The 25382-nt window shown below is 62.6% G+C and carries 11 protein-coding genes; 5 read left to right on the plus strand and 6 right to left on the minus strand.

The annotated features are described in order from the left end of the window. Positions 1-18 precede the first annotated feature (18 nt). The gene (locus PQG80_RS21315) at positions 19-1770 is read right to left on the minus strand and encodes a methyl-accepting chemotaxis protein (protein WP_271753597.1); all 1752 of its coding nucleotides are present in this window, start codon (positions 1768-1770) and stop codon (positions 19-21) included. A 451-nt stretch (positions 1771-2221) separates the two neighbouring features. Here PQG80_RS21315 and PQG80_RS21320 point away from each other — a divergent pair, with 451 nt between their 5' ends. Next, a complete protein-coding gene (locus PQG80_RS21320; protein ID WP_271753599.1) occupies positions 2222-16273 on the plus strand; it encodes an S-layer homology domain-containing protein in 14052 nt (4683 codons plus the stop codon). A 122-nt stretch (positions 16274-16395) separates the two neighbouring features. Here the strand turns inward: PQG80_RS21320 and PQG80_RS21325 are convergent, their stop codons facing one another. Continuing rightward, a complete protein-coding gene (locus tag PQG80_RS21325) occupies positions 16396-17226 on the minus strand; it encodes an AraC family transcriptional regulator (protein ID WP_271753626.1) in 831 nt (276 codons plus the stop codon). 174 nt (positions 17227-17400) lie between these two features. Here PQG80_RS21325 and PQG80_RS21330 point away from each other — a divergent pair, with 174 nt between their 5' ends. Next, the gene (locus PQG80_RS21330) at positions 17401-18783 is read left to right on the plus strand and encodes a family 4 glycosyl hydrolase (protein WP_271753600.1); all 1383 of its coding nucleotides are present in this window, start codon (positions 17401-17403) and stop codon (positions 18781-18783) included. A gap of 100 nt (positions 18784-18883) precedes the next feature. On the opposite strand, the gene PQG80_RS21335 is transcribed toward PQG80_RS21330, so the two are convergent. After that, the gene (locus tag PQG80_RS21335; protein ID WP_271753601.1) at positions 18884-19819 is read right to left on the minus strand and encodes a VOC family protein; all 936 of its coding nucleotides are present in this window, start codon (positions 19817-19819) and stop codon (positions 18884-18886) included. A 226-nt stretch (positions 19820-20045) separates the two neighbouring features. On the opposite strand from PQG80_RS21335, the gene PQG80_RS21340 reads away from it, so the two are divergent. Together PQG80_RS21340 and PQG80_RS21345 are read left to right on the plus strand one after the other, a co-directional pair. Further along, positions 20046-21119 carry a zinc-binding alcohol dehydrogenase family protein gene (locus PQG80_RS21340; RefSeq protein ID WP_271753627.1) on the plus strand — a complete coding sequence of 358 codons (1074 nt, stop codon included), beginning with the start codon at positions 20046-20048 and terminating at the stop codon, positions 21117-21119. Positions 21120-21188: 69 nt separating this feature from the next. Further along, complete coding sequence (locus tag PQG80_RS21345; RefSeq protein WP_271753603.1) at positions 21189-21569, plus strand: winged helix-turn-helix transcriptional regulator; 381 nt, start codon at positions 21189-21191, stop codon at positions 21567-21569. 147 nt (positions 21570-21716) lie between these two features. On the opposite strand, the gene PQG80_RS21350 is transcribed toward PQG80_RS21345, so the two are convergent. The 3 genes from PQG80_RS21350 to PQG80_RS21360 all read right to left on the minus strand — a co-directional run bounded on the left by PQG80_RS21350 (position 21717) and on the right by PQG80_RS21360 (position 24017). Then, positions 21717-21893: a YjfB family protein gene (locus tag PQG80_RS21350; protein ID WP_271753605.1), complete on the minus strand. Its 177-nt coding sequence runs from the start codon at positions 21891-21893 to the stop codon at positions 21717-21719. A gap of 64 nt (positions 21894-21957) precedes the next feature. Continuing rightward, positions 21958-22734 (minus strand): class I SAM-dependent methyltransferase, encoded by a 777-nt coding sequence (locus PQG80_RS21355; protein WP_271753607.1) that lies wholly within the window; start codon positions 22732-22734, stop codon positions 21958-21960. Positions 22735-22811: 77 nt separating this feature from the next. Continuing rightward, positions 22812-24017: an MFS transporter gene (locus PQG80_RS21360; RefSeq protein ID WP_271753608.1), complete on the minus strand. Its 1206-nt coding sequence runs from the start codon at positions 24015-24017 to the stop codon at positions 22812-22814. Between the two features lie 194 nt (positions 24018-24211). Here PQG80_RS21360 and PQG80_RS21365 point away from each other — a divergent pair, with 194 nt between their 5' ends. Beyond that, positions 24212-24811, plus strand: coding sequence for a TetR/AcrR family transcriptional regulator (locus PQG80_RS21365; protein ID WP_271753609.1), 600 nt, complete (start codon positions 24212-24214; stop codon positions 24809-24811). Positions 24812-25382 lie beyond the last annotated feature (571 nt).

The following is a 25382-nucleotide window of genomic DNA, read 5'->3' on the forward strand; positions in this document are numbered from 1 at the left end:
TGAGTGGCCGATATCGTGTTACCGTTGAACCCTGAACCGCTCGACCAGCTGCTGCAGCTCGACGGACATCTCCGTCAAGCCCGTCGAAGACTCGACGATCGCGCGCATCGATTCCTTCTGGTCCGCGATGGATTCGTTAATCTTGGAACTGTTGGCTGCGGTCTTGCCGGCCGAAGCGGACAGCTCCGCCGACGTGGCGGTCAATTCCTCAGTGCCGGCCGACATCTGCTCGGTCGAACTGGATACCTCTTGAATCTGGAAGGCGACATTGTTCGTGGCATCCAGGATGCCTCCGAACATCCGCTCCGCGTCGGAGGCGATTTCCTTGCCGATCCTGACTTCGTTCGTCCCTTGCTCCATGGCCAGGGCCGCGATGCCGATCTCGTCCTGAATTTCTTTGATCAGCTCGGTGATCTGGTTGGCCGACTGCGCCGACATCTCCGCGAGTTTCCGGACCTCATGCGCGACGACGGCGAAGCCTGCGCCGTGCTCGCCGACCCGTGCGGCCTCGATCGCGGCGTTGAGCGCCAGCAGGTTGGTCTGGCTGGAGATGCCGGTGATGATCGCTACGATATTTTCGATTTCCTGGGAGCGGCCTTCCAGCAAACGAACCGCGTTCGTCGTCCGGGCTACGAAGTCTTCGATTTGCGCCATTTGATCAGACACTTGCCTGACGATCTTATTGCCCTCGAGCGAGAGTTTTTCCATCTCTGTCGCTTCGTCCGCGACTTTAGAGGAGTTGGCGGCGATATTCTGGATGACGTTGGCCATTTCGGCCATCGCTTTAGCCCCGTCGCCTGCGGCCTGCTCCTGGGTCACGACGCTGACGGTGATCTCCTGCATGCTCGAGGTCATCGTATTCATGTTGGCGTTGTTTTTTTCCGAGACGGCATGCAGCGCTCTCGCGGAGGAAGTCAACGAGAGGGAGGTCTGCTGAACCTTGGCGATCGTATCGTTAATCCGGGCGACCATGGCGTTGAACTTGTCGTTCAGCATGCCGAGATCGCTGCTGCCCGTCTGCAGTTTGACGTCCAGATTGCCCTGGCTCACTTGCTCGATGCCCCGGATCAATTCCTTGATCGGCCTCATCGTGCGGCGGGAAACGAAGTACTGGACGAACAAAATGACGGTCAGCAGGATGAGCAAAATGGAAATGCCGTACGTCAGCAATTTGCTCAAACCCTTCGGAACCGCGCTGGCATCGACGTCGACCGCGAAATAGGCGAATATGTCTCCGTCGGCGTTTTTGACCGGATAAGCGATGGTCGTCCAGGTTCCGAAGTCGTCGGAATAAATGCTCGTGAAGGTGGGCTTCCCGGTATGTAGCATATCGGAGAGTGCGCTGGCGACTTTTTTCGGCTGCTCGTACATATCGCCGACGTTTAACTTCGCTTCCTCGAACGCGGCGACGAGGCTGGTCGGCATGGCCGCGATCGACGTTTGGTTGCCGTTCGTCAGCTCCGTGCCGAAGACGTATGCCTGCGCGATGTTCGGATTGTTCTTGTTCACCTGGTCCAGATAAGCCGTCAGCTCGGTCTGAACGGGATCTTTATAGCTTTTCTCCGCCATCGCCTGTGCGATTTTGCCCGCGTCGATGCCTTTGGCCCAGTTTTCCGTGACGACCTTGATCTGGCCTCTCAGCTGGTCGATCAGAATATTTTTTTCGACGATGTATCCGGAGGTGATCAGCGCAGCTCCGATAAGAATGATGTTGATAAAGGATAACAATAGATTTTTGGAGAAAAACGACATCTTAAACAGTTTCTTCACGAATCCCCGCTCCTGTTGTCTAATTTGCATCTAAATCCGGCCCGGCCCGATCGCGTAACCCTCCTCTTAAGACCTAAGTCTTTGGTTCCGATCGCCACAGTAAAACTGGTTTTCGTGAATAAAATTCCCTCCCTACCCAAATAACCACCATACATTTATCGAATGGATCAAAGTCGAAAGTAATAGATTTGCTTAATTTTCTGACATAATAATCTAATTTACCTATGTAAATTGTTACATAAGTCCTATGTTTGGCGGAACGCGACTGGCGAAGCCGCCGGGCCGCAATTTTTTTTGTTCTCGGGAAAAAGCCACAAAGCCTTGTACGATGCGGATTTTTGTCTATTTTTGTCCGAATCTTTCATTATTCTTTTATTCATGCCCCGTAGACTTATTCCTAGAATGCTCGTCATCCGTCTGCTTCCGGGTGCGAGGGAAGGGGATTTGTGCGATGGGAAAAAGAGGAACGAGAAATAAACGAGGCGCCGCGCTCGCGTGGATCCTCATCGTGTCGCTGCTGAGCGGTCTGGTCGTGCCGGGCTTCGGGCCGGGAGCCGCGGCCGCCGCGTCTTCAGATGCGGGGGGCTTCGGCGCGTTGAACGTCAAGGCGCCGGCAGCCGTCGCTGCGGCAGCGGGCGATACGGCGGGCCACTGGGCCGGCGATACGATGGCGGAGTGGCAGCGTCTGGGGCTGATCAACGGCTTCCAGGACGGCACGCTGCGGCCGGATCAGGCGATCAGCCGGATTGAATTCGTAGCGCTCGCGAACCGTCTTTTCGCTTATAAGGGCGCCTCGAGCCGGCTTTTTGCCGACGTGCCGGGGGATGCCTGGTTCGCCTCCCAGGTGCAGGCGGCCGTGGCGGCTGGCTATATTAACGGCTTCCCGGACGGTACCTTTAAGCCGAACCGGCCACTCTCCCGCGCGGAAGCGGCGGCGATGCTGGCGAAGCTCGTCCCGGTCGTCGAGCGCGACGGCGTCCATGCGCTCGGCGCGTTCGGCGACCGCGGCGACGTGCCGGCCTATGCCCGGGCGGCACTGGGCGCGCTGGTCGAAGGCGGCTTCGTGCAGGGCTTCTCCGACGGGACGGTGCGTCCCGGCCGGCAGCTTACGCGCGCGGAGGCCGTCGCGCTGCTGGACCGGATTCGCGCGCGGTCCGCGACAGGCGCCGGCGGCGGCATCGTTCCCGCCGCGCTTCGCTTGACGGCAGCGGGTACATACGGTCCGGCATCGGGCGCCTTCGAGGTGGCCGGCGATGTCGTCCTCGACGCGCCCGGCATCACGCTGCGGAACGTGACGGTGCGCGGCAGCCTGACGATCGGCGAGGCCGTCGGCGAAGGGGACGTCAAACTGACGGGCGTCGACGTGAAGGGGAGCACGTCCGTACGCGGAGGAGGAGCGAACAGCGTCCATATCGACGACTCGCGGCTGGGCACGGTCGTCATCGAGAAGAAGGACGGCGTGATCCGGGTCGTCGTCGGCGGTACGACGGTCATCCATCAGATGGACGTGCGCACGGAGGCCAAGATCGAGTCGAACGGGACGTCGGAGAACGGCGGAATCGCAGGCGTCACCATCACTGCGACCGGCGAGGTCGTGCTGTCGGGCCGCTACGGCAAGGTCGAGGTCGCGAGCGACGTGACGCTGACCGTCAGCGCGGGGACGATCGGCGAGCTGCAGGTCGCGGAGGGCGTGAAGTCCGCCGCCGTCGCGCTCGGCGACGGCGTAGCGGTGACAAACGCGGAGCTGCACGGCGGCACGAAGATCACGGGAGCGGGGACGATCGGCCGGGCGCTGGTGGATGCGGCGGGCGTAAGCTTCGAGAAGCAGCCCGCCGACGTGGAAGTGACGGACCGCGGCAGCGTGGCCGGCGGAACAGGCGGCACCGGAGGTTCGGGCGGCAGCGGGGGAAACGGAGGCAATGGAGGCAACGGAAGTAACGGAGGTAACGGAGGTAACGGAGGCAGCAATGGCGGCGGCGGACAGCCTACGCCTACGCCGCCGGTCGATACGACGGTGACGGTCGTCCCGACGTTGGTTCAGGCGCGCGCGGCCGGCTTCAAGGTGGCGCTCAGCCCGCCGGTGCCGGTCCTCGCGGCGGCGAACTTTGTCCTGAAGGACGAGACAGGCGGCATCGTCCCCGTGGCGTACGCCGCGACGCTTGACGGCGGCGCGACCTATGCGGCGTCCGCAGCGCTGGCGGAGGGCAGGACGTATACGCTGACGCTCGCCAAGACGGGCTATAACTTCGGAGTGGGACTCGCGGTAGCCGTGACCGTCACGCAGCCGGAGGACGTTCTCGTCGCGGCGTCGCTCGCCGGCGCTGCCGGTCCGACCGGCTTCGCGCTGGCGCTGAACGGACCGGTGGCGGACCTGACGGCTGCCGATCTCGCGCTGACGCATGGCGGCGAGCCCGTACAGGTCGTATCCCTCGACAGCGCCGACGGCGGCGCTACGTATGCGGTCGCCGCGACGTTGACGGCCGGCGAGAGCTACGTGCTGACGATCGCGAAGAGCGGGTACCGGTTCGGCGGCGCGCTGACGATCAACGTGCCGGAGGAGGGGACCGAAGAGATCGCCGTCACGCCCACGCTTGCGGGGGTCGCCGGCCCGACGGGATTCTCCGTCAGTCTGAGCGTCGCGGTCCCGGATCTGACGGCCGCGCAGTTCCAGCTGACGCATGGCGGAGACAGCGTGGCCGTGACGAGCGCGGCCAGCGAAGACGGCGGCGTCACTTACGCCATCGCGGCTGCGCTGGCAGAGGGCGAGACGTACCGGCTGACCATCGTCAAGCCGGGCTACGGCTTCGGCGGCGGCTTGACCGTGACGGTGCCGGGCGGCCTCGTCGTGGTCACCCCTAGCGTCGACCGTCTATCTTCCTCGGGCTTTATCCTGTCGCTGGACAAGCCGGTCCCGGAGCTGGAGATGGACAGCTTCTCGATCACGGACAGCGGCGAGACGGCCGTCGGCATCAACATGCTGGAGACCGAGTCCACGCATACGATCGTCGAGGTATACGCGCCGCTCGAGCTGGGCGACACGTACACCGTATCGCTGAACAAGCCGGGCTACGCCTTCGCCGAGCCGTTGGTGCTGTCCGTGCAGGCGGCCGAGATGCCTTCTACCCTTGATTGGGTGTCTTACCAAGGCTTCTCCATCCGCTTCAGCTCGCCGGTCCGGGGCTTGTCCGCTGACGGGATCGCGCTGACCGGGGAGTCGGGCGCGGCGGTCGCCGTACAGCACGTTCAGCTCGCAGCGGACGGCCTGTCCGCTGTGGTGACGGCCGATCTGTCCGCCCCGGGCGCTTACAGCTACCGAATCGTCTCCTCCGACCTCGCTTTTTCCGGAGAGATCGAGGTACCCGATACGATTGCGGTCAACCGCTATACGACCTTTGAATCGGTAAATTACATGGACGCAGGCTTGCGCGTGCATCTCAGCCTCCCGGTTAAGGGACTGCCCGCCGAAGCGTTCGGGCTGACGCACCGTGACGGCACGCCTTACGTTCTCGCGTCGGCGACGACGGATGACGAAGGCCGAAGCTACCTGCTCGTGCCCGAGCAAATGACGTACAGCGATTACGCGCTCGACATTCAATATGCTGGCTACGACTTCGGCGGCGCGCAGCAGATTATACGCCCGACGATTAATTATTGGGGCGGAGAGGCCGATCCGGCTGCCTTCGTCGGACTCAATCCGTACGTAGCGACGACAAAGGACAATTACCGGATCACGGACGCATCGGGTGCCGAGATGACGGTGAAGGCGCTCATCCCGTTCCAAGGCGCTGTGATCGCAACCTTCGACGGTACGCCAGGGCATAGCTACTACGTGACCGTGGCCAAGGAAGGCTACGACATCGGCGGTCCGCGCCGGATCAACGTGTTCGCGGACAATACGATCGTCGAGCCCTCCAAGACCGGCTTCACGCTGGCGCTGAACCCGCCTGTCGCGATCGATACCGCGCACGCTTTTGCGCTGCACAGGGCGAAGAACGGCGTAACGGTCGGCAGCGCGCTGCGGATCGACTCCGTCACGACAAGCGACAACGGGGCGAGCTATCGGTTTACTGCCGCACTGACGCCCGGTGATTACAAGCTGTCGGTAGATGCCGATATCGAGGAGGATGCGTTCTACTTCACGGTGCCGGTCGTCGCCACGATGACCGTCGATCATATCACTGACAGCGGGTTGACCGTAAATCTGAGCGAGGCGCTGAGCGATCTGACCGTCAACAGCTTCCAGCTCGACGATGCGGGCACAGGCATGCCTGTCGCGATCGGCTCGGCGACGACGGCCGATCAGGGCCGCACCTACCGGCTGTCGGCCCAACTGACCGGCGGCAGCTACATACTGCGGCTGTCCGGTCACCTGCCTGCTGAAGGTGTCGCGTTCCAGGCGGACGGCACGGTGGATGCCGGCGTCCCGGTCGTGGATCATATCGCGGCGGACGGCTTCGACCTTGCGTTCGATACCGCAGTACCCGGCTTGCTGCCGGCCAATCTCGACCTGCGCGACGCGGGCGGCAGCCGTCTGAGCGGCGTGACGCTGTCCACGGCGAACGGCGGGGTCGGCTACCGCGTCCATGCCGCTCTGACCAGCGGCCGGGACTACACCCTGACGCTGAAGAAGGACTTCGTTCGCTTCGCGTCTACGGTATCGTTCCACGTCGGCTATTTCCTGTCTGCGACGATCGCGCAGACGACGCTGGACGGCCGCATCGAGATCCGTCTCTCGTCCGCGCTGCCGCAAGCCGAGTACGGCGGCGTGTTCGTCCGGGACGAAGAAGGGAACGACTACTATCCCTTTGAATACGTCATGTCCGGCGGCGGCACCGTCTACCGGATTCGAATTTCTAATTTTTCCCCGGCTCATACGTACAGCATCGTGCTGAACCCGGCGGCCGTGCCGGAGCTCGCGGATTATGCGTTGAACTCGCCGGCGTTCGGATTCCCGGCGGCGATCTCGGCTGCGGCCGGTACGGCGACGGGGCTGGCGGTGCGGCTAAGTTCGCCTGTCGGCGGACTGACCGGCGCGAGCTTCATCGTCCGCGACGCCGCGGGCGCGAAGATCCCCGTGACCGGCGCGGTCTCCGAGGACGGCGGCGCCAGCTACGCGCTGACGGCCGTATTGACGCCCGGCAAGTTTTACACCGTACAATATCAATCTCCGTCCTCCTATCAGCAGACGCAGCCGGTTCAATTCGCCGTACGCAAGTCGCTGGCGCCGACGATCAAGAACGTGACGTCGACGGGCTTCACGCTGCAGTTCGGCGAGAAGGTCGCGGGATTGAAGGGGTCGGAGGTCGTCCTGCGCGATCCGGACGGCAACGTCCTCGGCACGCATCTGTACAGCTTCGGCACGACGGATCAAGGCCTGAGCTATCTATTCCGCTACACGGTCGGCGCCGGCGCCATCGAGCCGGGACCCGGGTATACGCTCGACGTGCAGCGGGATGAATTCGCGCTCGACGCGCCGCTCGCGTTCGATATCCCGATCCCGGCGACGGTCGCGGTCTCGCTGACGACGAGCACGGATCTGCTGCTGTCGATCGGCAGCTATTCCGGAGCTGCGCTCGCGCTGGATCAGAGCAGCTTCGACCTGCGCGACAGCAAGGGCCGTCCGGTTGCGTTCGCCGCTGCGCAAGTCGGCGGCGGCTCGTACAAGCTGACCGGCGCTTTCGACGCCCGCGAGTCCTACACGCTGACCGTCTCCAAGCCGGGCTACGACTTTGGCAAGCCGCTCACGTTCGGCCTCAGCATCTCGGTCGGCATCACGACGATGTTCCAGAACCAGCAAGGGTTCCGGCTGTTCCTGGGCACGCCTATTCCGGATCTGGCCGCAGCGGAGATCGCCGTGAAGGACGCGGGAGGCACCGCCTATCCGGTGACGTCCGCCGTGTCCGCTGATGGCGGCGCTACCTACCAGGTGTCGATGCCGTTGTCCGCGGGCAAGACGTACACCGTCACGATCGTCAAGCCGAATTACACGGTGAAGTTTACGATTCCGTTCAGTCTGAACCGGCGGGCGGCGTCGGTGGATAGGGTCTCGGTTCACGGCTTCCGGCTGAACTTCGACCGGGCCGTGAATTGGAGCAGCGAGCTCAAGCTCAGCGTTCTGGACGATCAGGGCAACGCCGTCAAGACCGGCGGCATCGTGTCCAAGGACAACGGGCTGAGCTACGAGATTGATGCGACGCTCGTGCCTGATACGAACTACACCGTCACGATCGCCAAACCCGGCGACGACTATGGACCGGGGATCCCGCTCATCGTGAAGCAGGCAGCGGCGACCTTCGACGGCCTGGCAGGCGGCGGCAGCCGCATATTCCAGATGTCGCTCGATCAGCCGATTCCGGACATGCGTCCCGGAGAGTTCATTCTGCGCCGGGCTTCCGACGGCAGGCGTCTCCCGCTGCTGTCGGCCGAATCGACGGACGGCGGCACGACGTACATGCTGTCCGCCGACTTCCTGCAATCCGAGAGCTACACGATCGTGCCGGAAAAGGACGGCTTCGCGTTCGGCGATCCGATCCCGTTCAACGTGCCGGTCTTCGAGCGGACGGCCGTGATCGGCGCCGGGCCGCGCGAGATCACCGTCGGCTTCAATCCGGCTGTGCCGGATCTGGACGAAGGCCACTTCGCGCTGGAGAGCGGCGCAGGCGCAGCGCTTCCCGTCGGTTCGGTCTCGACCGACGACGGCGGGGCGACGTACCGGATCGCCGCCGATTATGCGGGCGGCGAGACGTATACGGTGACGGTCGCCAAGGGCGGCTACGAATTCGGCGATCCGCTGACGGCGGACATTCCGGATTCGGTGTCGGCTGCGGTCTCGGCCGTCTCCGAGGCGGGCGCGACCGTGACGCTCTCTCCGGCCGTCGACGGACTGACCGCTGCGAGCTTCGAGCTGCGGGATACGTCCGGCAACGCTGTCGCGGTGACAGGCGCGGTGACGGCAAACGGCGGCGGCACCTATACGCTGAGCGCCGGACTGAGGGGCGGCAGCAGCTACTCGCTGGCGATCGCGCTGGCCGGCTATGACTTCGGCTCCACACTGACGCTGAACGTGCCGATCCCGGTCGCGGCAGCCTACGCGGATGTCGGAACGGCCGGGCTGACGATCCGACTGGATGCTCCGGTACCGGGGCTTAACGCCGCGAATGTCACGCTGCTCGATCAGGACGGAGCGCCCGTCGACGTCGCTTCCATGACGACAGCCGACGGAGGCGGCACGTATACCGTTCGGGCGGGTCTGCAGGCGAAGAAGCGCTACAGTCTGCGCCTATCGAAGACGGGCTACGACTTCGGCGCCGATGCCGGCTTTGTCGTACCGGCGGCCGTACAAGCGGCGGTGATGCCGCTGCTGACGACCGGCTTCACGATCCGGCTGGATCAGGCGGTGTCCGGGCTGGCCGCCGGCAATCTGACGCTGAAGGACAGCGCCGGCGCGACCGTCGCCGTCGCCTCTTGGACGGAAGCCGAGAACGGACGGATCTATCAGGCTTCGGCTGCACTTCATGCGCATGAGACGTACACGCTGCAGCTCGCCGCGAACGGCTACGACTTCGGTCCGGCGCTGCAGCGCGAAGCCCAGCCGGCGCTCGCGCTGTCGGCGAGCAGCATCTCCGATGCCGGCTTCGTGCTGAATCTCGGCGACGCCGTGCCGAATCTGAATCCGGACGACGTGTATCTGACCGATGCGTCCGGTTCGCGGATTGCTCTGAATGCAAGCAGGTTCTATGATTTATCAGGCGCTTCCCATACCGGACGCCTCTACCAGGTCATCGTTCCGCTGACGAGAGGCAAGGCGTACGCGATCGACGTCCGCGATCCTGCGCATCCGGCCGCGGCTCCGCTGCAGGTCATTCTGCCGATCCAGGTTCAGACCCAGGTATCCGGCGTGTCCAAGGACGGCTTGACGCTTACCTTTAACCAAGCGGTGCCCGGGCTGAGCGCGGCCGACATCACGCTGCTCACGGAAAGCGGCGATCCGGTCGCCGTCGGCCATGCGGTCGCGGGGGATACGGAAGCCTCCTATAAGGTCGGCGTCAAGCTGACGGAAGGCCGAACCTATACGCTGAAACTGAACATGACGGGCTACAGCTTCGGGGCAGGAGGCGAGGCGTCGGTACAGGTGCCGATCGCCGTGACGGCCACGGTGCTTAACCCGAACGAGGCGGGCTTTACGATCGCATTGTCCGCCGCTGTGCCGGATCTGGACATCAAGCTGTTCAAGGACGACTACTTCGACGCCTACTACGATTTGACGATCTCGACGCCCGACGGGGGGCTGACCTACAAGGTCGGGGTATCCTGGCCGAGCGATTATCCGCTGACGCTCACGCTATCCAAGCCAGGGTATGCGCTCGGCGCCGATCGGATCGTGCAGTATGCGAAGAAGCCGCCCGTCATGCTCCGCGCGGTATCCGGCGCTGACAGCGCGAGCGTGCAGCTGACCTTCGACGCACCGCTCATCTCGATGTCCGAGAGTTCCGGATTTACGCTGAAAATCAATGGCCAGTGGCAGAGCGGGGTTAAGTCGTTATTCGTCAATGCGACGACGGTCAAGCTGACCTGGAGCGGACCGCTCATCCGTTCGACCGACGAGCTGGCGGTCGCCTATACCGGCGTAAATCGGGTTAGAGGCGTAAATGGCGCGTTTCTGGCCCAATTCGGCGCTACGCCGGCGCTCAACGCGTCGAGCGAGCTCGGTCTCGTGCAGAGCTACGTCGACAGCCGCAACGCCGATACGCCTGCAGCCATGCTGCATACGCAATTCGGCCGCACGGCGCTGGACACCGCGAAGCTGCTGCGGGAGGGCGGATTCTCCGCCGCGCAGTACGCGGTCGCCGTCCGCAGGGAGTACCGGCTGGAATTCCCGGCCGTACTCGACCTAATGTATAAGATGGACACGGATGCGTTGACCGCGTTCGGCGCGCTTCGGGCCATGATGTATTTGCCTATGACACCCGACGAGTGGATCGCAGGTCTCCTGACGGCAGGCTATGCGCCTGAGGCGGTTGCGGGCGTGTTCCGCGACGGCGGCTATCAGACGCGCGACATTATACATGCGCTGAAGGCGGCAGGGGTGTCCGCGGACACGGCGGCGAAGACAATAAACCGCGCGCTCCTTGAAACGGGCGCGATCGCCGTGGCGCAGCTAAGGCGTTGGTACGGCTCCGCGGCGACCGCAGGCGCGGTGCAGAGCGCGTATGCGCTGACCGATGCCGGGACGGTGCAGGCGCTTGCTGCCGGCGGTATGTCTGCGGCCGATGCCGCGGCGGCGATCGAGGCGCTGTATGCCGCCGATGCTGCGACCGCTGCAGAGCTGCTGAGCGGCGCCGGCTATCCGGCGAAGGCGATCGGCGAAGCCGTCCGGCAGCTCTATACGTTCGCGGATGCGGCAGCGGCCGTTCAGGCGCTTGCGCAAGCAGGTCTGTCCGGCGCTGAATTGTATGCCGCAGCCAGCGGGATCTTCCCGCCGGCGGACGCGGCTGCGGCCATGCTCGATCAAGGGCTGTCCGCGTTCGAGGTAGCGGACGCCATACGGGCGTCAGGCGGCGTCGCGGCGACGGCCGTCTCCGCCCTGCTGAGCAAGGGAGGGGATCCGGAGGCGATCGCCAGTCAGGTGATGAACGCGTGGGGGACTTCGCTGACGCTGAGGGAGACGGCCAGCCAGTTCGTCCAGGGCGGCTTCAGCAAAACTACGGCGGCGGCGGCGCTGCGCACCGTGTACGGGGCCGATACGGCTTCCGCGTACGATGCGCTCGAACCGATGTTCCATCCGTGGGGCTTTGATGCCAAGGGCCTGTTCACGACGCTGCTCCAGGGCGGCTACGATCCGGTGCAGGTGGCGGATTACTTCCTGAAGCATGTCTATGCCGGCCGCAGTCCGGTGCTTGAAAACTTCCTCGAGGAAGCGCACTACCCGCTTGCGGCCTCGCTAGCCTACGTACATGACGCCGTGACGGCCGACGGCACGACTTATTCGATGAAGGATGTTGTCCGTGATATGTTCGCGACCGGTGCGCGATATACCGCGGAGCAGGCGCTTGCCGCGCTGCGCACCGCGTATGCCGGCGATGAGGCCGAACCGGCGAACGCCGCGAATCTGGCAGCGGGTATGAGCGAGATGTATTCGTTCTATGACTATCAGAGGGCGCTGATCCAGCAGCTTGGCCTGACGATGCCGCTCTGGATCGATCAGCAGACGGCGAATTGCAGCTGTGACGCCGCCAAGCTCGCCAAGGACGCGAAGTTCCTGTTCGGCAGCGTATCCGTCGGCGACATCACGACGACGATGAGCGCGACAGGCAAGTTCACCCTGCAGCAGATTATCGATGGCACGATCTCGCTTTATCCCGGCAGCTCGCGGGAGTCGCAGATGGCGGCGCTCACCGCCGTGCTGAGCAGTACCGGTTATCCGATCGCGGACCTCGCCGCCGTGTACGATAGCGAGGGCTGGGACTGGATCAAGGTATTCAGCCGATACGGCATCGCGGCCAAGGAAGCCGCGCTGTACCTGCAGTCCAAGGGGCAGACCGAGGCCCAGATCGTCGTCAGACTGCGGCCGTATCCGCTGAAGGACATTGCGCTCGTGCTTCGGGAGCAATACGAACTGGACGAGTCCGGTACGATCGCCGCGCTGCTGGCGGTACAGTTCTACGATCAGGACGAGATCGGCGCCGCAGTCGCCTGGGCGTTCGGCGGCAATCCCGTCGCGCTGTGGGTGAAGACGCTGAAGGCCCAAGGCGCAACGGCGGGCTCCGTCATCACGCTGCTGGCTTCCCGTTATACGGAATACAAGGAGCCAAGCGTGTCGGGGCCTGCGCTCATACGCGGCGGCTACGGCATGGACGAAGTGATGCAGGCGCTGATCGCCCGTTCGAGCAATCCGAACCTGCAAAACACGATTGCCGTACTCCAGGCGCTGTACGCGCAGGATCAGGTGACGGTCGCACAGCTGCTGGCCGCATCGGGCAGCGCCGCGCCGGCCGACGGCATCAGCTTCCTGAAGAATGCGAAGTATTCGTTGTCTGAGATCGCCCGCAGCTTGAAGAGTTATTACGGACTCGAATCCGGCGAAGCGGCAAGGCTGCTTGCGGACGCTTATCCTTACGAGCTGACGGGCGTCATTCAGGTCGTGTCGGGCATATACGGCGACAGCAAGGCGGCTGTGGCGGCCGCCGCACTCGCGGCCGAAGGCATCACGACGCCGGATGCTGCGATTCCGTATCTAAGGGATGCCGGCTTCGCGCTGCAGGATATCGCCGCGATCGCCCGCGATCACTTCGGCGCGCCGCTCGGCCGGACGGCACAGGCGCTGCTGGCGCAGAGCAGCGAGAGCGACAGCGTCGTCCTCTATGCGGCAGCCGGCGCTTATGACGGGACGGTGGAGCATGCGATTCACGAGCTGCTGACCACGGGCGGACAAGCGTCCTTCGCCGAGGCAATCGCCTTTATCTACGCACAGCAGCGGTTCGATCTTCGGACCGGAGCGCGGCTGGCGAAGGAAGAGTACGGTCTCTCCTCCGGGGAAGCGCTGCAGGCCTTCCGTACGTTCGGGATGTATACGGACAAGGATGTCGTCGCTACGGTGGCCAGCGTGTACGGCATGTCCGGCGATGCGAGCGTCGTCGATTCGCTTGAAGCCGCCGGGCTCAGCACATTGACCGATGCCGTGTCGTATCTGCTGCGGATGAACTTCGACCTGCGGAGCATCGTCCGCGTCGGTAGCGATCACTACGGGCTGACGCAAGGGCAAACGGCGTCGGCGCTCGACGCGTCCGGCTTCTTCGATGGAGACGGCAGCGATGTCGTCGCCGCGATCGCCTCTGTATACGGCCAGACGATGAGCCAGGCGCTCGTCGCCGCGCTGGATGGGCTGGGCGCGGATACTTTCGAAGAGGCTATTCCCGACCTGCGCGCCGCCAGTCTGACGCTGGACGATCTGGTACTGGCCGCGCGGGATCACTACAGGCTGACCGCCGGACAGGCACTCGGCGCACTGCTGCCGGTCGCCGCATATACGGCAGACGCAGTGACGGCCGCAGTGCTCGAATATTACGGCAAGCCGTATGGGGAGAGCGCAGGGGACCTGCTGCGGGGCGCAGGAGCCGTCACGCTTCAGGACGGCGCGCCGATGCTGCGGCAGATGGGCTACTCGCTCAAGGAGATCGTAGCGGCATCGCGTTCGTACTACGGCCTTTCCGCCGAGCAGACTGCCGCGGAGCTCGCCGCGCTGGACTTCGACAGCGCGTCCTTGATCGGGGCCGCCGTGTCGGACGTCTACGCGCCGGCTTCGGCCGCCGATGCGGACGAGGTGCTCGCAGGCGGCGAGGAGATCGCAGATCCGGCCGATGCTGTCAGGCTTCTGTGGCAGGCGGGCATCCCGCTGGCCGATATCGCCGGCGCGCTGAGCCGCCATTACAGTCTGGCGCAGGGAGAGATCGCCGGGGTGCTGGCGGGAACGGGGATATTCGACCCGGCCACGATCGTCTATGTGCTGGCAGCCGGGGCCGAAGGCCTGACCGGGGCTGCAGTCGCTGCCGTGCTGAGCGCGGTAGGCGTCGGTTCTGCGGCTGAGGCCGCGGGCATGCTGCGGCAGGCCGGTTACGGCGCGGCGGACATTGCCGGCGCGCTCATGAACGGCTATGCCCAATCGGAGACGGACACGAAGGCCATCCTGTCCGGGCTGGGCGTCTATACGGCGCAGACGGTCGAAGCCGCCGTGAACGAGGCTCGCGGACAAGGTCCGACGTCCGCCGACCTCCTGTCGGATGTCCTCGACCTGTATGGGATCGCTACGGCTGAAGGGGCGGTCTCCTTCCTGAAGCAGACGAACAATTCGCTCGCCGACATCGCGCTGCAGCTGAAGAACCGGTACAAAGTAGACGCGGCGCGCGCGACCGAGCTGCTCAAGCCGTACGATCAGGCCGGAGATATCGCGCTGGCGATCGCTGCCGTCTACTATGCCGATACCAATCTGTCTTACCTGAGGCAGATGGTACCGGCCGGCTATGCCGGCAATCCGACCAATATGGCCGGCTACATGTCCGGGAAGTTCCCGCTGTCGGATATCGTGCTGGCGCTCAAGCTGCTGTTCGGCCTCGATGCGCTCGGCGCCAAGGATGCGATGATCAACGTGGACGCTCCGGTTGCGCAGATCAACGGCAAGATCGCAGAAGTGTACGGGGTCGACCCTGTGCTCGCGCTCCTCACGCGGATGAAGGCCGAGGGCGACAGTGCAAGCGATCTTGCGGTCGAGATGCAGCGCAACGGCAAGCTGGAGATTAGCGACGCCTATCTGGTCGATACGCTCGCCGCGCTCGGCTATGACGGAGCGACGATACTGAATTTGCGGTACAGACACTTCAACCGGGGCTTTAAAAACGAAGGCACGATAGAAGAGCAAGGCGCGCTGCTCGTCCGGTTCGGCCTCGATACGCCCGCGGAGATGGCGGACTTCCTGGTGTACAGGAGCAACGGCGGAGGCTCGGCCGGGGCGATCGCGGTGATGACGATCATCCGCGCAGGGCTGCCGAACGTCTCGATCAGCGACATCGCGTTGGCCGCTGCCGGGAACGGCTTCGGGCGTCTGCCGATCGAGGATGCGATGCAGGCGATGGGCGAGCTGAGCGGAGCGATCGCGGAGGAAGCCATTCTGAAGCGCCTCGGCTACACCGCCTATGATGCGGCGGGCTTCGTGAGTCGCATGTTCACGAGCTCGAACGATCGTTTGCGGCTGCTCGCCCTCAACGGGTACAAGCTGACGGATTATCTGAAGTATGTATACAGAGGCGCAGAGTCTGTCGCCTATCTCAAGCAAACCGGACTTAACGCCACAGACATCGTGGTTGCGATCGTCCAGTCGGGAGCGTCGAATAACTACGCGACAATCGCGCAGAACCTGAAGCTGGGGGGCTTCACGGATCTGAACGATATCGTAAAGGCTGTGTATAAAGCCGGTCTCCGTCCGGAATGGATACCCGGTGACTTGCGCGAGATGGCGCCGATGCTGGATATCGCTCAAGGCATGGCCAATACGGGCGAGATCTCGCTCACCGTCATCGTCAAAGCGCTGCAGATCGCGCAGACGAGCAACAAGCAGATTTACGACATCATCAAAGCCATCAGCAAAAACGAGCAGACCGCGTTCCTCGGCGAGCTGTCCGCGGTCGAACGCCGCGCGCTTGATGACGACGAGGCCGCGATCATCGTGACGCTCGGCACGCTGCGAGGCGCCGGACTGAGCGCGCACAATTCGGCGAACCTGCTCACGTGGGAGATGGGCGATTGGATGAAGGCGACGGCGCTGCTCATCCTGTCCGGCTACGAGTGGGACGATGCGCTCGGCGCGGTATGGGACGAGTACCGCGGGGCGATCGGATTTTTCATCCTCCAATCGATGATGGGCAGTACGATCTCGAACTTCATGAAGGACTTCCAGAACTACTGGAAGATCGGCAAGATCGTCATGAAGATCGTCAAGCGCGAAGTGTCCTGACCACCCAAAGAAGTCTCTTTCCCTAAGGGGGAGGAGACTTCTTTGCTGTCGGGCCGATCGCCGCCAAAGTGCGAATCGCCTTCACTACGAAAGGCGAAGCGGGGCTCTTCCCTCTCGTCTTGTCAATCGAATTTGGACGGCGGCACGTTATAGTATTTTTTGAACGCCTTTGAGAAGGTGAAGGGATCGGGATAGCCGAGGAAGCCGGCGACCTGCTGCACCGTGTACTTCTTTTCATAGAGATAATCGCGGGCGCGGTTCATTTTAATCTGGTACACGTATTGTCCCGGCGTGATGCCGACGGCTTTTTTAAAGTAGGAAATAAAGTACTTCTCGGATATGCCTGCAAGCGGCGCAAGCTGGTTCATCCTGATGGAGGTGTGCAGATGGTCCTCGATGTACCGGAATATCGGTTGCAGGACATCCAGATCCCGGTCTGATCTCCTAGGCGAAGTCGCGTCCAGAAAGGCGCCGCTGTATTGGCCTTGTCCGTGGCGCTCGATGATCTTGGCGACGACGGCCGTCAGGCAAGCCTTCAGATACAGACGATTCCCCGGCCTGCCGCTTCGTTGCTCCGATTGCGCGAAGGCCTGGACGAACCGATCGGCATCCTCCCGGATGAGCTCTCCGTTAATAATGCCCGAGAGCTGGAAATCGCCGAGAATCTGCTGCTGCTCGCCTATGCCATAGTCGAAATGAACATAAATAAACCGGCAGCCTTCCCCGCCGCATGAGGCGATATAAGGAACCCGGGGATAAAAAAAGACCGCGTCGCCCGGATGCGCCGTATGCTCGATGCCGGCTATTTGAACCTTGACCGTTCCGGATTGAACCAGCCACAGATCGTAGTCTGCATGCGCCTTATGCTCGATCCAGTCTCCGCCGGGAGCATACGACCGGCACGATTTCATGCGAAGCGAGATGAATTCGGAGAGCTCATTAAAAATCTCCATGTCCGGCACGGTATCATCCTCCACCCATAGACATCGCGAGCTAGGATTGATTATATCATTGAATTTATAAGCGATAGATATTCGTACTATTTGACATGAATGCAAGACCATCGCATATTCCGCTTTTCGGCCATTCTCCTATAATGAGGCTATCACGTGCGGGGAGGCTGGAATGTGAACGTGTCAAACGCGCATCAACCGAAAGTCGTCGTGCTCGGAGCGGGCAGTCTGTTTTTTGGCCGACAGTCGATTTGGCAGATGGTTCATTCCTCTTACTTAAATAACGGTACGCTCGCCCTAGTCGACACGGACGAAGACCGGCTGGCCAAAATGGTGAATCTGGCCAAAGCGGTAGCCAAGGAAAATAAGGTGCCGCTTCGAGTAGAAGGCTCGACGAACCGGCGAGAGGTATTAAAGGGCGCCGACTTTGTCGTGCTCAGCTTTGCGGAGGATACGGTCAAATATCGGGGCATCGACTGTCAGGTGTCTTTGAAGTATGGGATACGCATGTGCTCGGGGGATACGATCGGACCCGGAGGCATCTTCAGGGCGATGAGGGAGTTGCCGGTCATCATGGCTTGCGCCAAGGACATCGAGGAGCTCTGCCCCGACGCTTGGGTCATCAACTATATTAATCCTTCCGCCGTTCATGGGATCGCGCTGAGCCGCTACGCGCCGAAGCTGAAGTCGTTCGCGCTGTGCGACGGTCATCATATGCCGCATATCAAAGCGCAATATGCCGTTCGCGCGGGAATCATCGCGGATCCGGGGGACTTCACCGCAGCGATCGATCGGCAATTCGATTTTCGGGTAGCCGGCGTCAATCACTTTACCTGGCTGCTCAAGGCGGTGTACGAAGGGCAGGACGTCACGCCGGCGATCGCAGCGTCGATCCGGAAGAAGGCGGAACAGGAAACCGCCGATAGGGACGCCAAATCGCTCTTCAACGATTCGATCGCCTGCCAGCTCTACGATATATTCGGCTATATCCCGACCTGCACGGCGCATACGAAAGAATACGTCCCGTACTGGCAAGGGCTGGGGAAGACGAAGGACGTCCTTCCGCAGTTGGCGATCTGGGAGACGGACGAGCGGTACAAGCGCCATGAGGAGATGTGGAGGCAAGTGGACGGTTTCCTGTCGGGCGAACTGCCGATCGCCGGTTATATGCGGTCGTTCGGCCCCGATCATGCGACGGATATCATCGAGAGCATGGTGGGGAACCTGGGCAAGCGCTTCTTCATCAATACGCTTAACGACGGGGCGGTGACCAACATGAATAACGACGCGTTCCTAGAGCTGCTATGCGAGGTTAGCATGGAGGGCGTCAGGCCGCTTCCCGTAGGCGAGATGCCGAGGGGCATTCGAGGCATGCAGGAGCTCGTGCTGGATACGCACGAACTCACCGCGGAGGCGGTCGCCGAACGGAGCTTCGCCAAATTGCGCAGGGCGATGCTGACCGATCCGCTCGTGAATTCGATCCATGACGCGGACATGATCATCAAGGAGCTGCTGGATCAGGAAAAGGAAGTCCTCCCGAAATACTGGTACGAGTAAGGGCGGCATCATTCGCCTCTCTAAAAACAAGAACCGCGAAGCCTCGTCGCTTGGCGGTTCTTGCCTTTGCTCGCCCTATGCGGGCGTCGTCGCGGATCCGTTATGCTTCGCCGCGATACGCCTGTTCCAGCTTCGCGAGGTCGAGCTTTTTCATGGGCATAAAGGCCGCTGTCACGCGCTCGATCTGCTCGGGCGTGCCGCTGGCCATCATGTCGTCCATCGCCGCGGGCGCGATCTGCCATGACAGTCCGAACTTGTCCTTGAGCCAGCCGCACGACTCGGCCTCCGGAACGGCGGACAGCCCGCTCCAGTAGGCGTCGATCTGCTCCTGCGTGTCGCAGCGAACGAGCAGGGAGATCGCTTCGTTGAACCCGAAGCCATGGTTGTGCGCGCTGTCCATCGCAGTCAGCCATGTATTTTCCAGCATGAAATCGGAGAACATGACCGTGCCCTCCCGATCAGGCGCCATGCCGGGACCGTAGCGGTGCAGCTGGCCGGGACGCGAACGCTCGAATACGGACAGGTACAGCTCGCGCGCTTCCTCCGCTCGGCCGGCATTGTCCCCGGTGAACATGAGGGAGGGGATGATCGTCGGCCGCGGCTCTCCTTCCGGATTCGTCAGCATGAGCTGCCACGTGACGCCATACTTGTCCCGGATCCAGCCGAACCGCTCGCTGAACGGATACTCGCCTAGCGGCATCAATGCGGTGCCGTGCTCGGCCAGCTTGTCCCATGTCTCGTCCAGCAACTCGCGCGCGCGGCTCTCCCGCGACGGATCGAAGTTCACAATAAACGATACGGACGGGTTGAACTTGAACAGGGGACCTGCGGAGATGGCCATGAACGGACAGCCCCAGATCGTGAACGAGACGAGCTCGGCGTCGCCGGAGGGCGTGTCGCGCAGCGTCGTCGCGCTCGTGATGCGGGAGTCGGGGAATACGGAACTATAAAACGTAGCGGCTTCCTTGGCTTCTTTGTCGTACCACAGATGCGGGATGATCCGGGGACCGGACGAGCCGGCGGTAGCGTCATTCATAACGGCAGCCTCCTTTTTGCTTCCATTTTAACATGGAACGGCATGTCGGCATTTCTCATGGATTGCTGTGTTAAAGAACTGCAGGACCCACGGCCGCCGTCCAATAGTATCAATAGTGTGCCTATAACACATCAATGTGCGTACTTCCGCGAATATCGTGTATGCCGTATATTGCGAATATACAAACCAAAGGTAACCCATCAAAGGAGAGAATGATATGACGAACATGAATGGGACGAATGCGTATGGGACGGATGCGAGTGGGACGGATGCAAAAGGGACGATGAGAGCCGTGGGGTTGTACGAATACCTGCCGATCGAGCATCCGGAGAGCCTCGTCGACGTGGAGGTGGAGAAGCCGGCGCCGACGGGGCGGGATCTGCTCGTGAAGGTGCGCGCGATCTCGGTGAACCCCGTGGACTACAAGGTTCGCTCGCCCAAGACCCGCGTGGAGAGCGCGCCGCGCATCCTTGGCTGGGACGTTGCGGGCGTGGTGGAGCAGGTCGGGCCCGAAGCGGAGCTGTTCCAGCCGGGCGACGAAGTCTACTACGCCGGCAGCATCACGCGGCCGGGCGGCAACAGCGAGTACCACTTGGTCGACGAGAGGATCGTCGGCGCGAAGCCGGCATCGCTGGACTTCGCGCAGGCGGCCGCGCTGCCGCTGACGACGATCACGGCTTGGGAGAGCCTATACGACCGGCTGGGCATATCCCGGGATCCGGCCGCCAACGCCGGCAAGACGATCCTCATCATCGGTGCGGCGGGCGGCGTCGGATCGATCGCGACGCAGCTGGCCAAGCATGCGGGGCTGACCGTCGTCGGCACGGCCTCCCGTCCCGAATCGGCCGCATGGGCCCGTGAGCTCGGCGCCGACCGGGTGATCGACCACTTCGAAGCGTTCGTGCCGCAGCTGAAGAACGTGGGGTACGACCAGGTCGCTTATATCCTCTGCCTCAACGGCACGGAGAAGCACTGGGCGAACATGGCGGAGGCGATCGCGCCGCAGGGCAAGATCTGCTCGATCGTTGAGACGGACGAGCCGCTCAATCTGACGCTGCTCAAGAACAAGAGCGCGACCTTCGTATGGGAATTTATGTTCACCCGGTCGACGTACGGGACGCCGGACATGATCGAGCAGCATCGGCTGCTGAACGAAGTCGCGCGGCTGGTGGACGCGGGGGCGATCCGGACGACCGCGAGCGAGACGCTCTCACCGATCCATGCGGACAATCTGCGCAAGGCGCACGCCATGCTGGAGACGGGCCGCACGGTAGGCAAGGTGGTGCTCGAAGGATTTTAATCGACGCGCGTAAATGCTAGTATCAGGAGAAGGGTAGGTATAAGAACGGTACGAAGGAGCTGAGCGCGCGTGCGAGACCGCAAGAGCGGATACGGATTTTGCCCGGACGAAGAGGGCTGCCCGGTCGAATTCACGCTGGACGTGATCGGCGGCAAGTGGAAGGGCGTGCTCCTCTATCATCTGATGGAAGGTCCCAAGCGCTTTAATGAATTTCGCAGGATCTGTCCGACCATCACCCAGCGGATGCTCACGCTGCAGCTCAGAGAGCTGGAGGAAGACGGCGTCGTGCACCGGGAAGTCTACAATCAGGTCCCGCCCAAGGTGGAGTATTCGCTGACGGCGTTCGGGCGGACCTTGATCCCGATCATCGCGGCGATGCGGGATTGGGGCGAGAGCTTCAAGCGGACGGTCCGGGATCCGATGGAACGGACGGACGCGCTGGACGGTTAATCCGTCGGCATCGGAGTAGGCGCGCGAGGCGGCAGACCAAAGGCCGGATAGGCAGCTTAGCTGCCAGTCCGGCCTTTGGTTCATGAACCCGTTATTTAGCCGCATATCGCATCCCGGTATTCACGCATCCGGGGCGTTATGCACGGCTCAGACCCGTACGTCGATACTGCCGCCAAGATGCGGCTGCGCGGCATGCTGCGCCATCTGCACGAGCGCTTGGCCGTTCTGCCGGGCGCTGTCGAGCGCCTTGCCGATGACGGCGATGCCAACCTGCTGCCGCAGATCGTTCATGGCCATTCCGGTTGAGATGGCTGCAATATCCATTATCCATACCTCCTTTTCAACTCCTATATCGGATGCTGCGCGCCCGTATGTGAGTCCTGCTGTGTTAGCCGTGCGGCTTAACGGCCACGATGCGCAGCCGGCTCGTATCGATGATCCATCGGCCGTCCCGGTATAGGCGCGGCCTGACCGCGGCTTCCACTGCGTCGTAGATCGAGGCGCGGTCCGCGGCGTCGACGTCCGCGAAGAAATAGCCTGCGAATCCGTCTAGCCATGCCCGGATCCCCGCATCGTTCTTGAGCGGCGATGGATTGTCGAAGTGCTGGGCGTACGCGACGCGGAAGCCGGTCCGCTCCAGCAGGCCGGCGTATTCGCCGATGGTGGGCAAATACCAGGGGATGCGCCCCTCAGGCGCGTAGCCATGCGCGGTCAACGCCTGCGCGATCACGTCGGTATACGCCGCGACGTTGCCGCTGCCCGCGAATTCGGCCGCGAACCGGCCGCCCTCCCGGAGCGCCAGCCATATCGTGCGGGCGGCGGCGTCCGCATCCTTGATCCAATGCAGCGCGGCGCGGGAAAAGACGGCGTCATAGCGTATCTCTGTCCTGTACCGGCAGGCGTCCGCCGCTTGCAGGTCCAAGCCGGGATGACGCTGTCTCGCGCGCTCCACCGACTCCGGCGACAGGTCGATCCCTGTCGCGAACGCGCCTGCGGCGGCGATCCGGGCGGTGAGGTCTCCGTTTCCGCAGCCGATGTCCAGGATGCGCTCGCCGGGGAGCGGCCGGAGCAGGGAGACTATATCGGCTCCGGGATAGGCGGACGCAGCCGGTTCACTCGGCTCGCCCTTCGGATTCGCTTCCGGAAGGGAAGGATCGTTGTGCATCGTCCAGGTCTCCTTTTATTATGGATATTATATATCCATAATAGTATTGATGGGCGACGCAGTCAACTTCGATATTCTCATGTGCGGTCGTTCCTGCGGCCCTTTTCCGTAAAGGCGTACAGCAGCGCGAGCAGCGGCAAGGCCGCTCCGATGAGCGAAGCGAGCGCCCATCCGCCGTGCGCGTACGCCCAACCGCCGAGCGCCGACCCGACGGCCCCGCCGATGAAGAAGATGGACATGAACAGCCCGTTCAGACGTCCGCGCGCCTCGCTGCCGAGCGCGTAGACGACGCGCTGCCCGAGCACCAGATTGCCGGACACGGCCATATCGAGCGCGATCGCGGACACGAAGAGCACGACGAGCGAAGCGGTGGAGTGGCCGTGGAAAAAGTAAGGGAGCAGAAACGAAAGGAGGGCGACGCTCATGGCGAGCCAGGTGAGCGTCCGGCTCCAGCCTTTGTCAGCCAGTCGGCCGGAGATCGGCGCGGCGACCGCGCCGCCGACGCCGACCAGCGCGAACCAGGCGATACCCTGCTGCGACATGCCGTACGCGTCGGCTAGGCGAAGCGGCGCGACCGTCCAGAAGAGGCTGAAGGCGCCGAACAAGAAGGCCTGATACAAGGCGCGGCGGCGCAGGGCGGGCGTGCGGGCGAGCAGCGGTCCGAGCGAGCGGACCAGCCGGCCGTAGGACACGCTGGGCGCCGGCCTCCGCGCGGGCAGCTTGCGAGACAGCAAGATGGCCAGCAGCGCCACGGCTACGGCCGAGGCGACGAATACATGACGCCAGCTCCAGATGCCGGCGATGAAGCTCGCGACCGGGCGGGCGAGCATGATGCCGAGCAGCAGCCCGCTCATTACGTTGCCGACCGCGCGGCCTCGCTCCGCCTCGGAGGATAGCGAGGCCGCATAGGGCACCAGCACCTGCGCGACGACCGATGCCGTCCCGACGAAGAGCGACGCGGTCAGGAACACCTGCGCGTTCGGCGCGAACGCGGCGGCGATCAGCGCGACGACCGCCGCGGCCAACGCCGCGACCGTCAGGCGGCGATTCTCGACGATGTCGGCCAGCGGCACGATGAAGAGCAAGCCCGCCACATAACCGATTTGCGTCAGCGTCACGATCAGGCCTGCGGCCGCGGCGGACAGCCCGGTCGCAGCGCCGATCGGTCCGACCAGCGTCTGGGCATAATACAGATTCGCCACGATAAGGCCGCATGCCGCCGCCAGCAGGATCGTCAGCCCCCTCGGCAACCCGCTATTCTTCGTTTCCTTTACCTTTTGCATAATGGCAGCTCCCATCCGATACGTTCTGTACATTAACAATACTGAACGTACAGTTTATTAATTGATGACCTTATGATATACTGAACGGAGCGTTTTGTAAATAGCCGTTTTATTTTTCTCGCGGCTGATTTTTTGTATACTGAACGTATTGTATTTTATCGTTCAGATTTAAATGGATTCGGGAGCTGAGAGAGATGAGCGATAACATGCAGGAGCGGGGAAAACGGGGGCGGCCGCGCGATCCGAAGACGCAGCAGGCGATTCTGGCCGCGTCGTACCAACTGCTGCTGGAGATCGGCTTCGGCGCGGTGACCGTGGAGAAGATCGCGGAGCGAGCGGGCGTGAGCAAGGCCACCATCTACAAATGGTGGCCGAACAAAGCCGCGGTCGTCATGGACGGCTTTCTGTCGGCGGCCTCCGCCAGATTGCCGGTGCCCGACACGGGCGACGTATTTGAGGACGTGCTGATTCATGCCGTGAACGTAACCCGCTTTTTGACCAGCAGCGAAGGGAAGATCATCACGTCGTTGATCGGCGAGGGACAATTCGACCCGGGGGTAGCGGAAGCCTACCGGACGCGATACTTCCAGCCGCGCCGGCAGGAGGCCAAGGGAATCTTGGACAAAGGCATCCGGCGCGGACAGCTCCAGGATACGCTCGACGTCGGGCTCGGCGTGGACCTGTTGTACGGCCCCGTGTTCTACCGGTTGCTGGTGACCGGCGAGCCGCTCGACGACGATTATGTGCGCCGGCTCGTGACGAGCGGGTTCGAGGGGATTCGCGCGCAGCGGTAACAAGTGCCCGAAAAAGCGCTGCCTGAGATCGGAGGAGCCCAGTAAGAGAGCTGCAAGCGCAAAATTTGAGCTTACAGAGGCGGAGGAGCTCAGCAAGAGAGCTGCAAGCTCAAAATATGAGCCTACAGGGGCGGAGGAGCCCAGCAAGAGAGCGATCCTTCTGAGCTTCCCAAGGGACAGAACATTTATTTCAAGCGAGCTTTTTGAGCGGTCTCCTGCGATGGAGGCCGCTCTTTTTGCGCTTTCAAAGTTCGGTCAGTCTTGCTTCCCGCCGGATCCAATATCGATCTCCTCCAGCCAGCGCCGCACTTCCCGTCCGATGCTTGAGGGTTCTCCTCCAACAGATGGTGGAAGCCCGTCCCGAAGTCGAATATCTTCAGATTACGCAAATGGGTCCGGCACCACGCCATCTGAGGCGCCCGCACCGTGCAGCCGGATGTCGCGTAGAACAGCAGCTTGGGCATAGGAGACGCCGTGGACCATTCGTTGTTTTTTTTCAACATTCCACTAGATACGACTCCCCTATAAATCCCCTATAAAATCCCCCATAGGATTTAACAAACATGCCCGG

This window comes from Cohnella rhizoplanae (assembly GCF_948329515.1).
In the GTDB taxonomy this organism is placed as follows: Bacteria; Bacillota; Bacilli; order Paenibacillales; family Paenibacillaceae; genus Cohnella; species Cohnella rhizoplanae.

What these genes read in the sequence shown, in the direction of transcription:
- PQG80_RS21350 (WP_271753605.1), bottom strand. Translation starts at nt 21,893, where the DNA reads ATGGATATTGCAGCCATCTCAACCGGAATGGCCATGAACGATCTGCGG.
- PQG80_RS21360 (WP_271753608.1), bottom strand. Translation starts at nt 24,017, where the DNA reads ATGCAAAAGGTAAAGGAAACGAAGAATAGCGGGTTGCCGAGGGGGCTG.
- PQG80_RS21335 (WP_271753601.1), bottom strand. Translation starts at nt 19,819, where the DNA reads ATGAATGACGCTACCGCCGGCTCGTCCGGTCCCCGGATCATCCCGCAT.
- PQG80_RS21355 (WP_271753607.1), bottom strand. Translation starts at nt 22,734, where the DNA reads ATGCACAACGATCCTTCCCTTCCGGAAGCGAATCCGAAGGGCGAGCCG.
- PQG80_RS21325 (WP_271753626.1), bottom strand. Translation starts at nt 17,226, where the DNA reads ATGGAGATTTTTAATGAGCTCTCCGAATTCATCTCGCTTCGCATGAAA.
- PQG80_RS21320 (WP_271753599.1), top strand. Translation starts at nt 2,222, where the DNA reads ATGGGAAAAAGAGGAACGAGAAATAAACGAGGCGCCGCGCTCGCGTGG.
- PQG80_RS21365 (WP_271753609.1), top strand. Translation starts at nt 24,212, where the DNA reads ATGAGCGATAACATGCAGGAGCGGGGAAAACGGGGGCGGCCGCGCGAT.
- PQG80_RS21340 (WP_271753627.1), top strand. Translation starts at nt 20,046, where the DNA reads ATGAATGGGACGAATGCGTATGGGACGGATGCGAGTGGGACGGATGCA.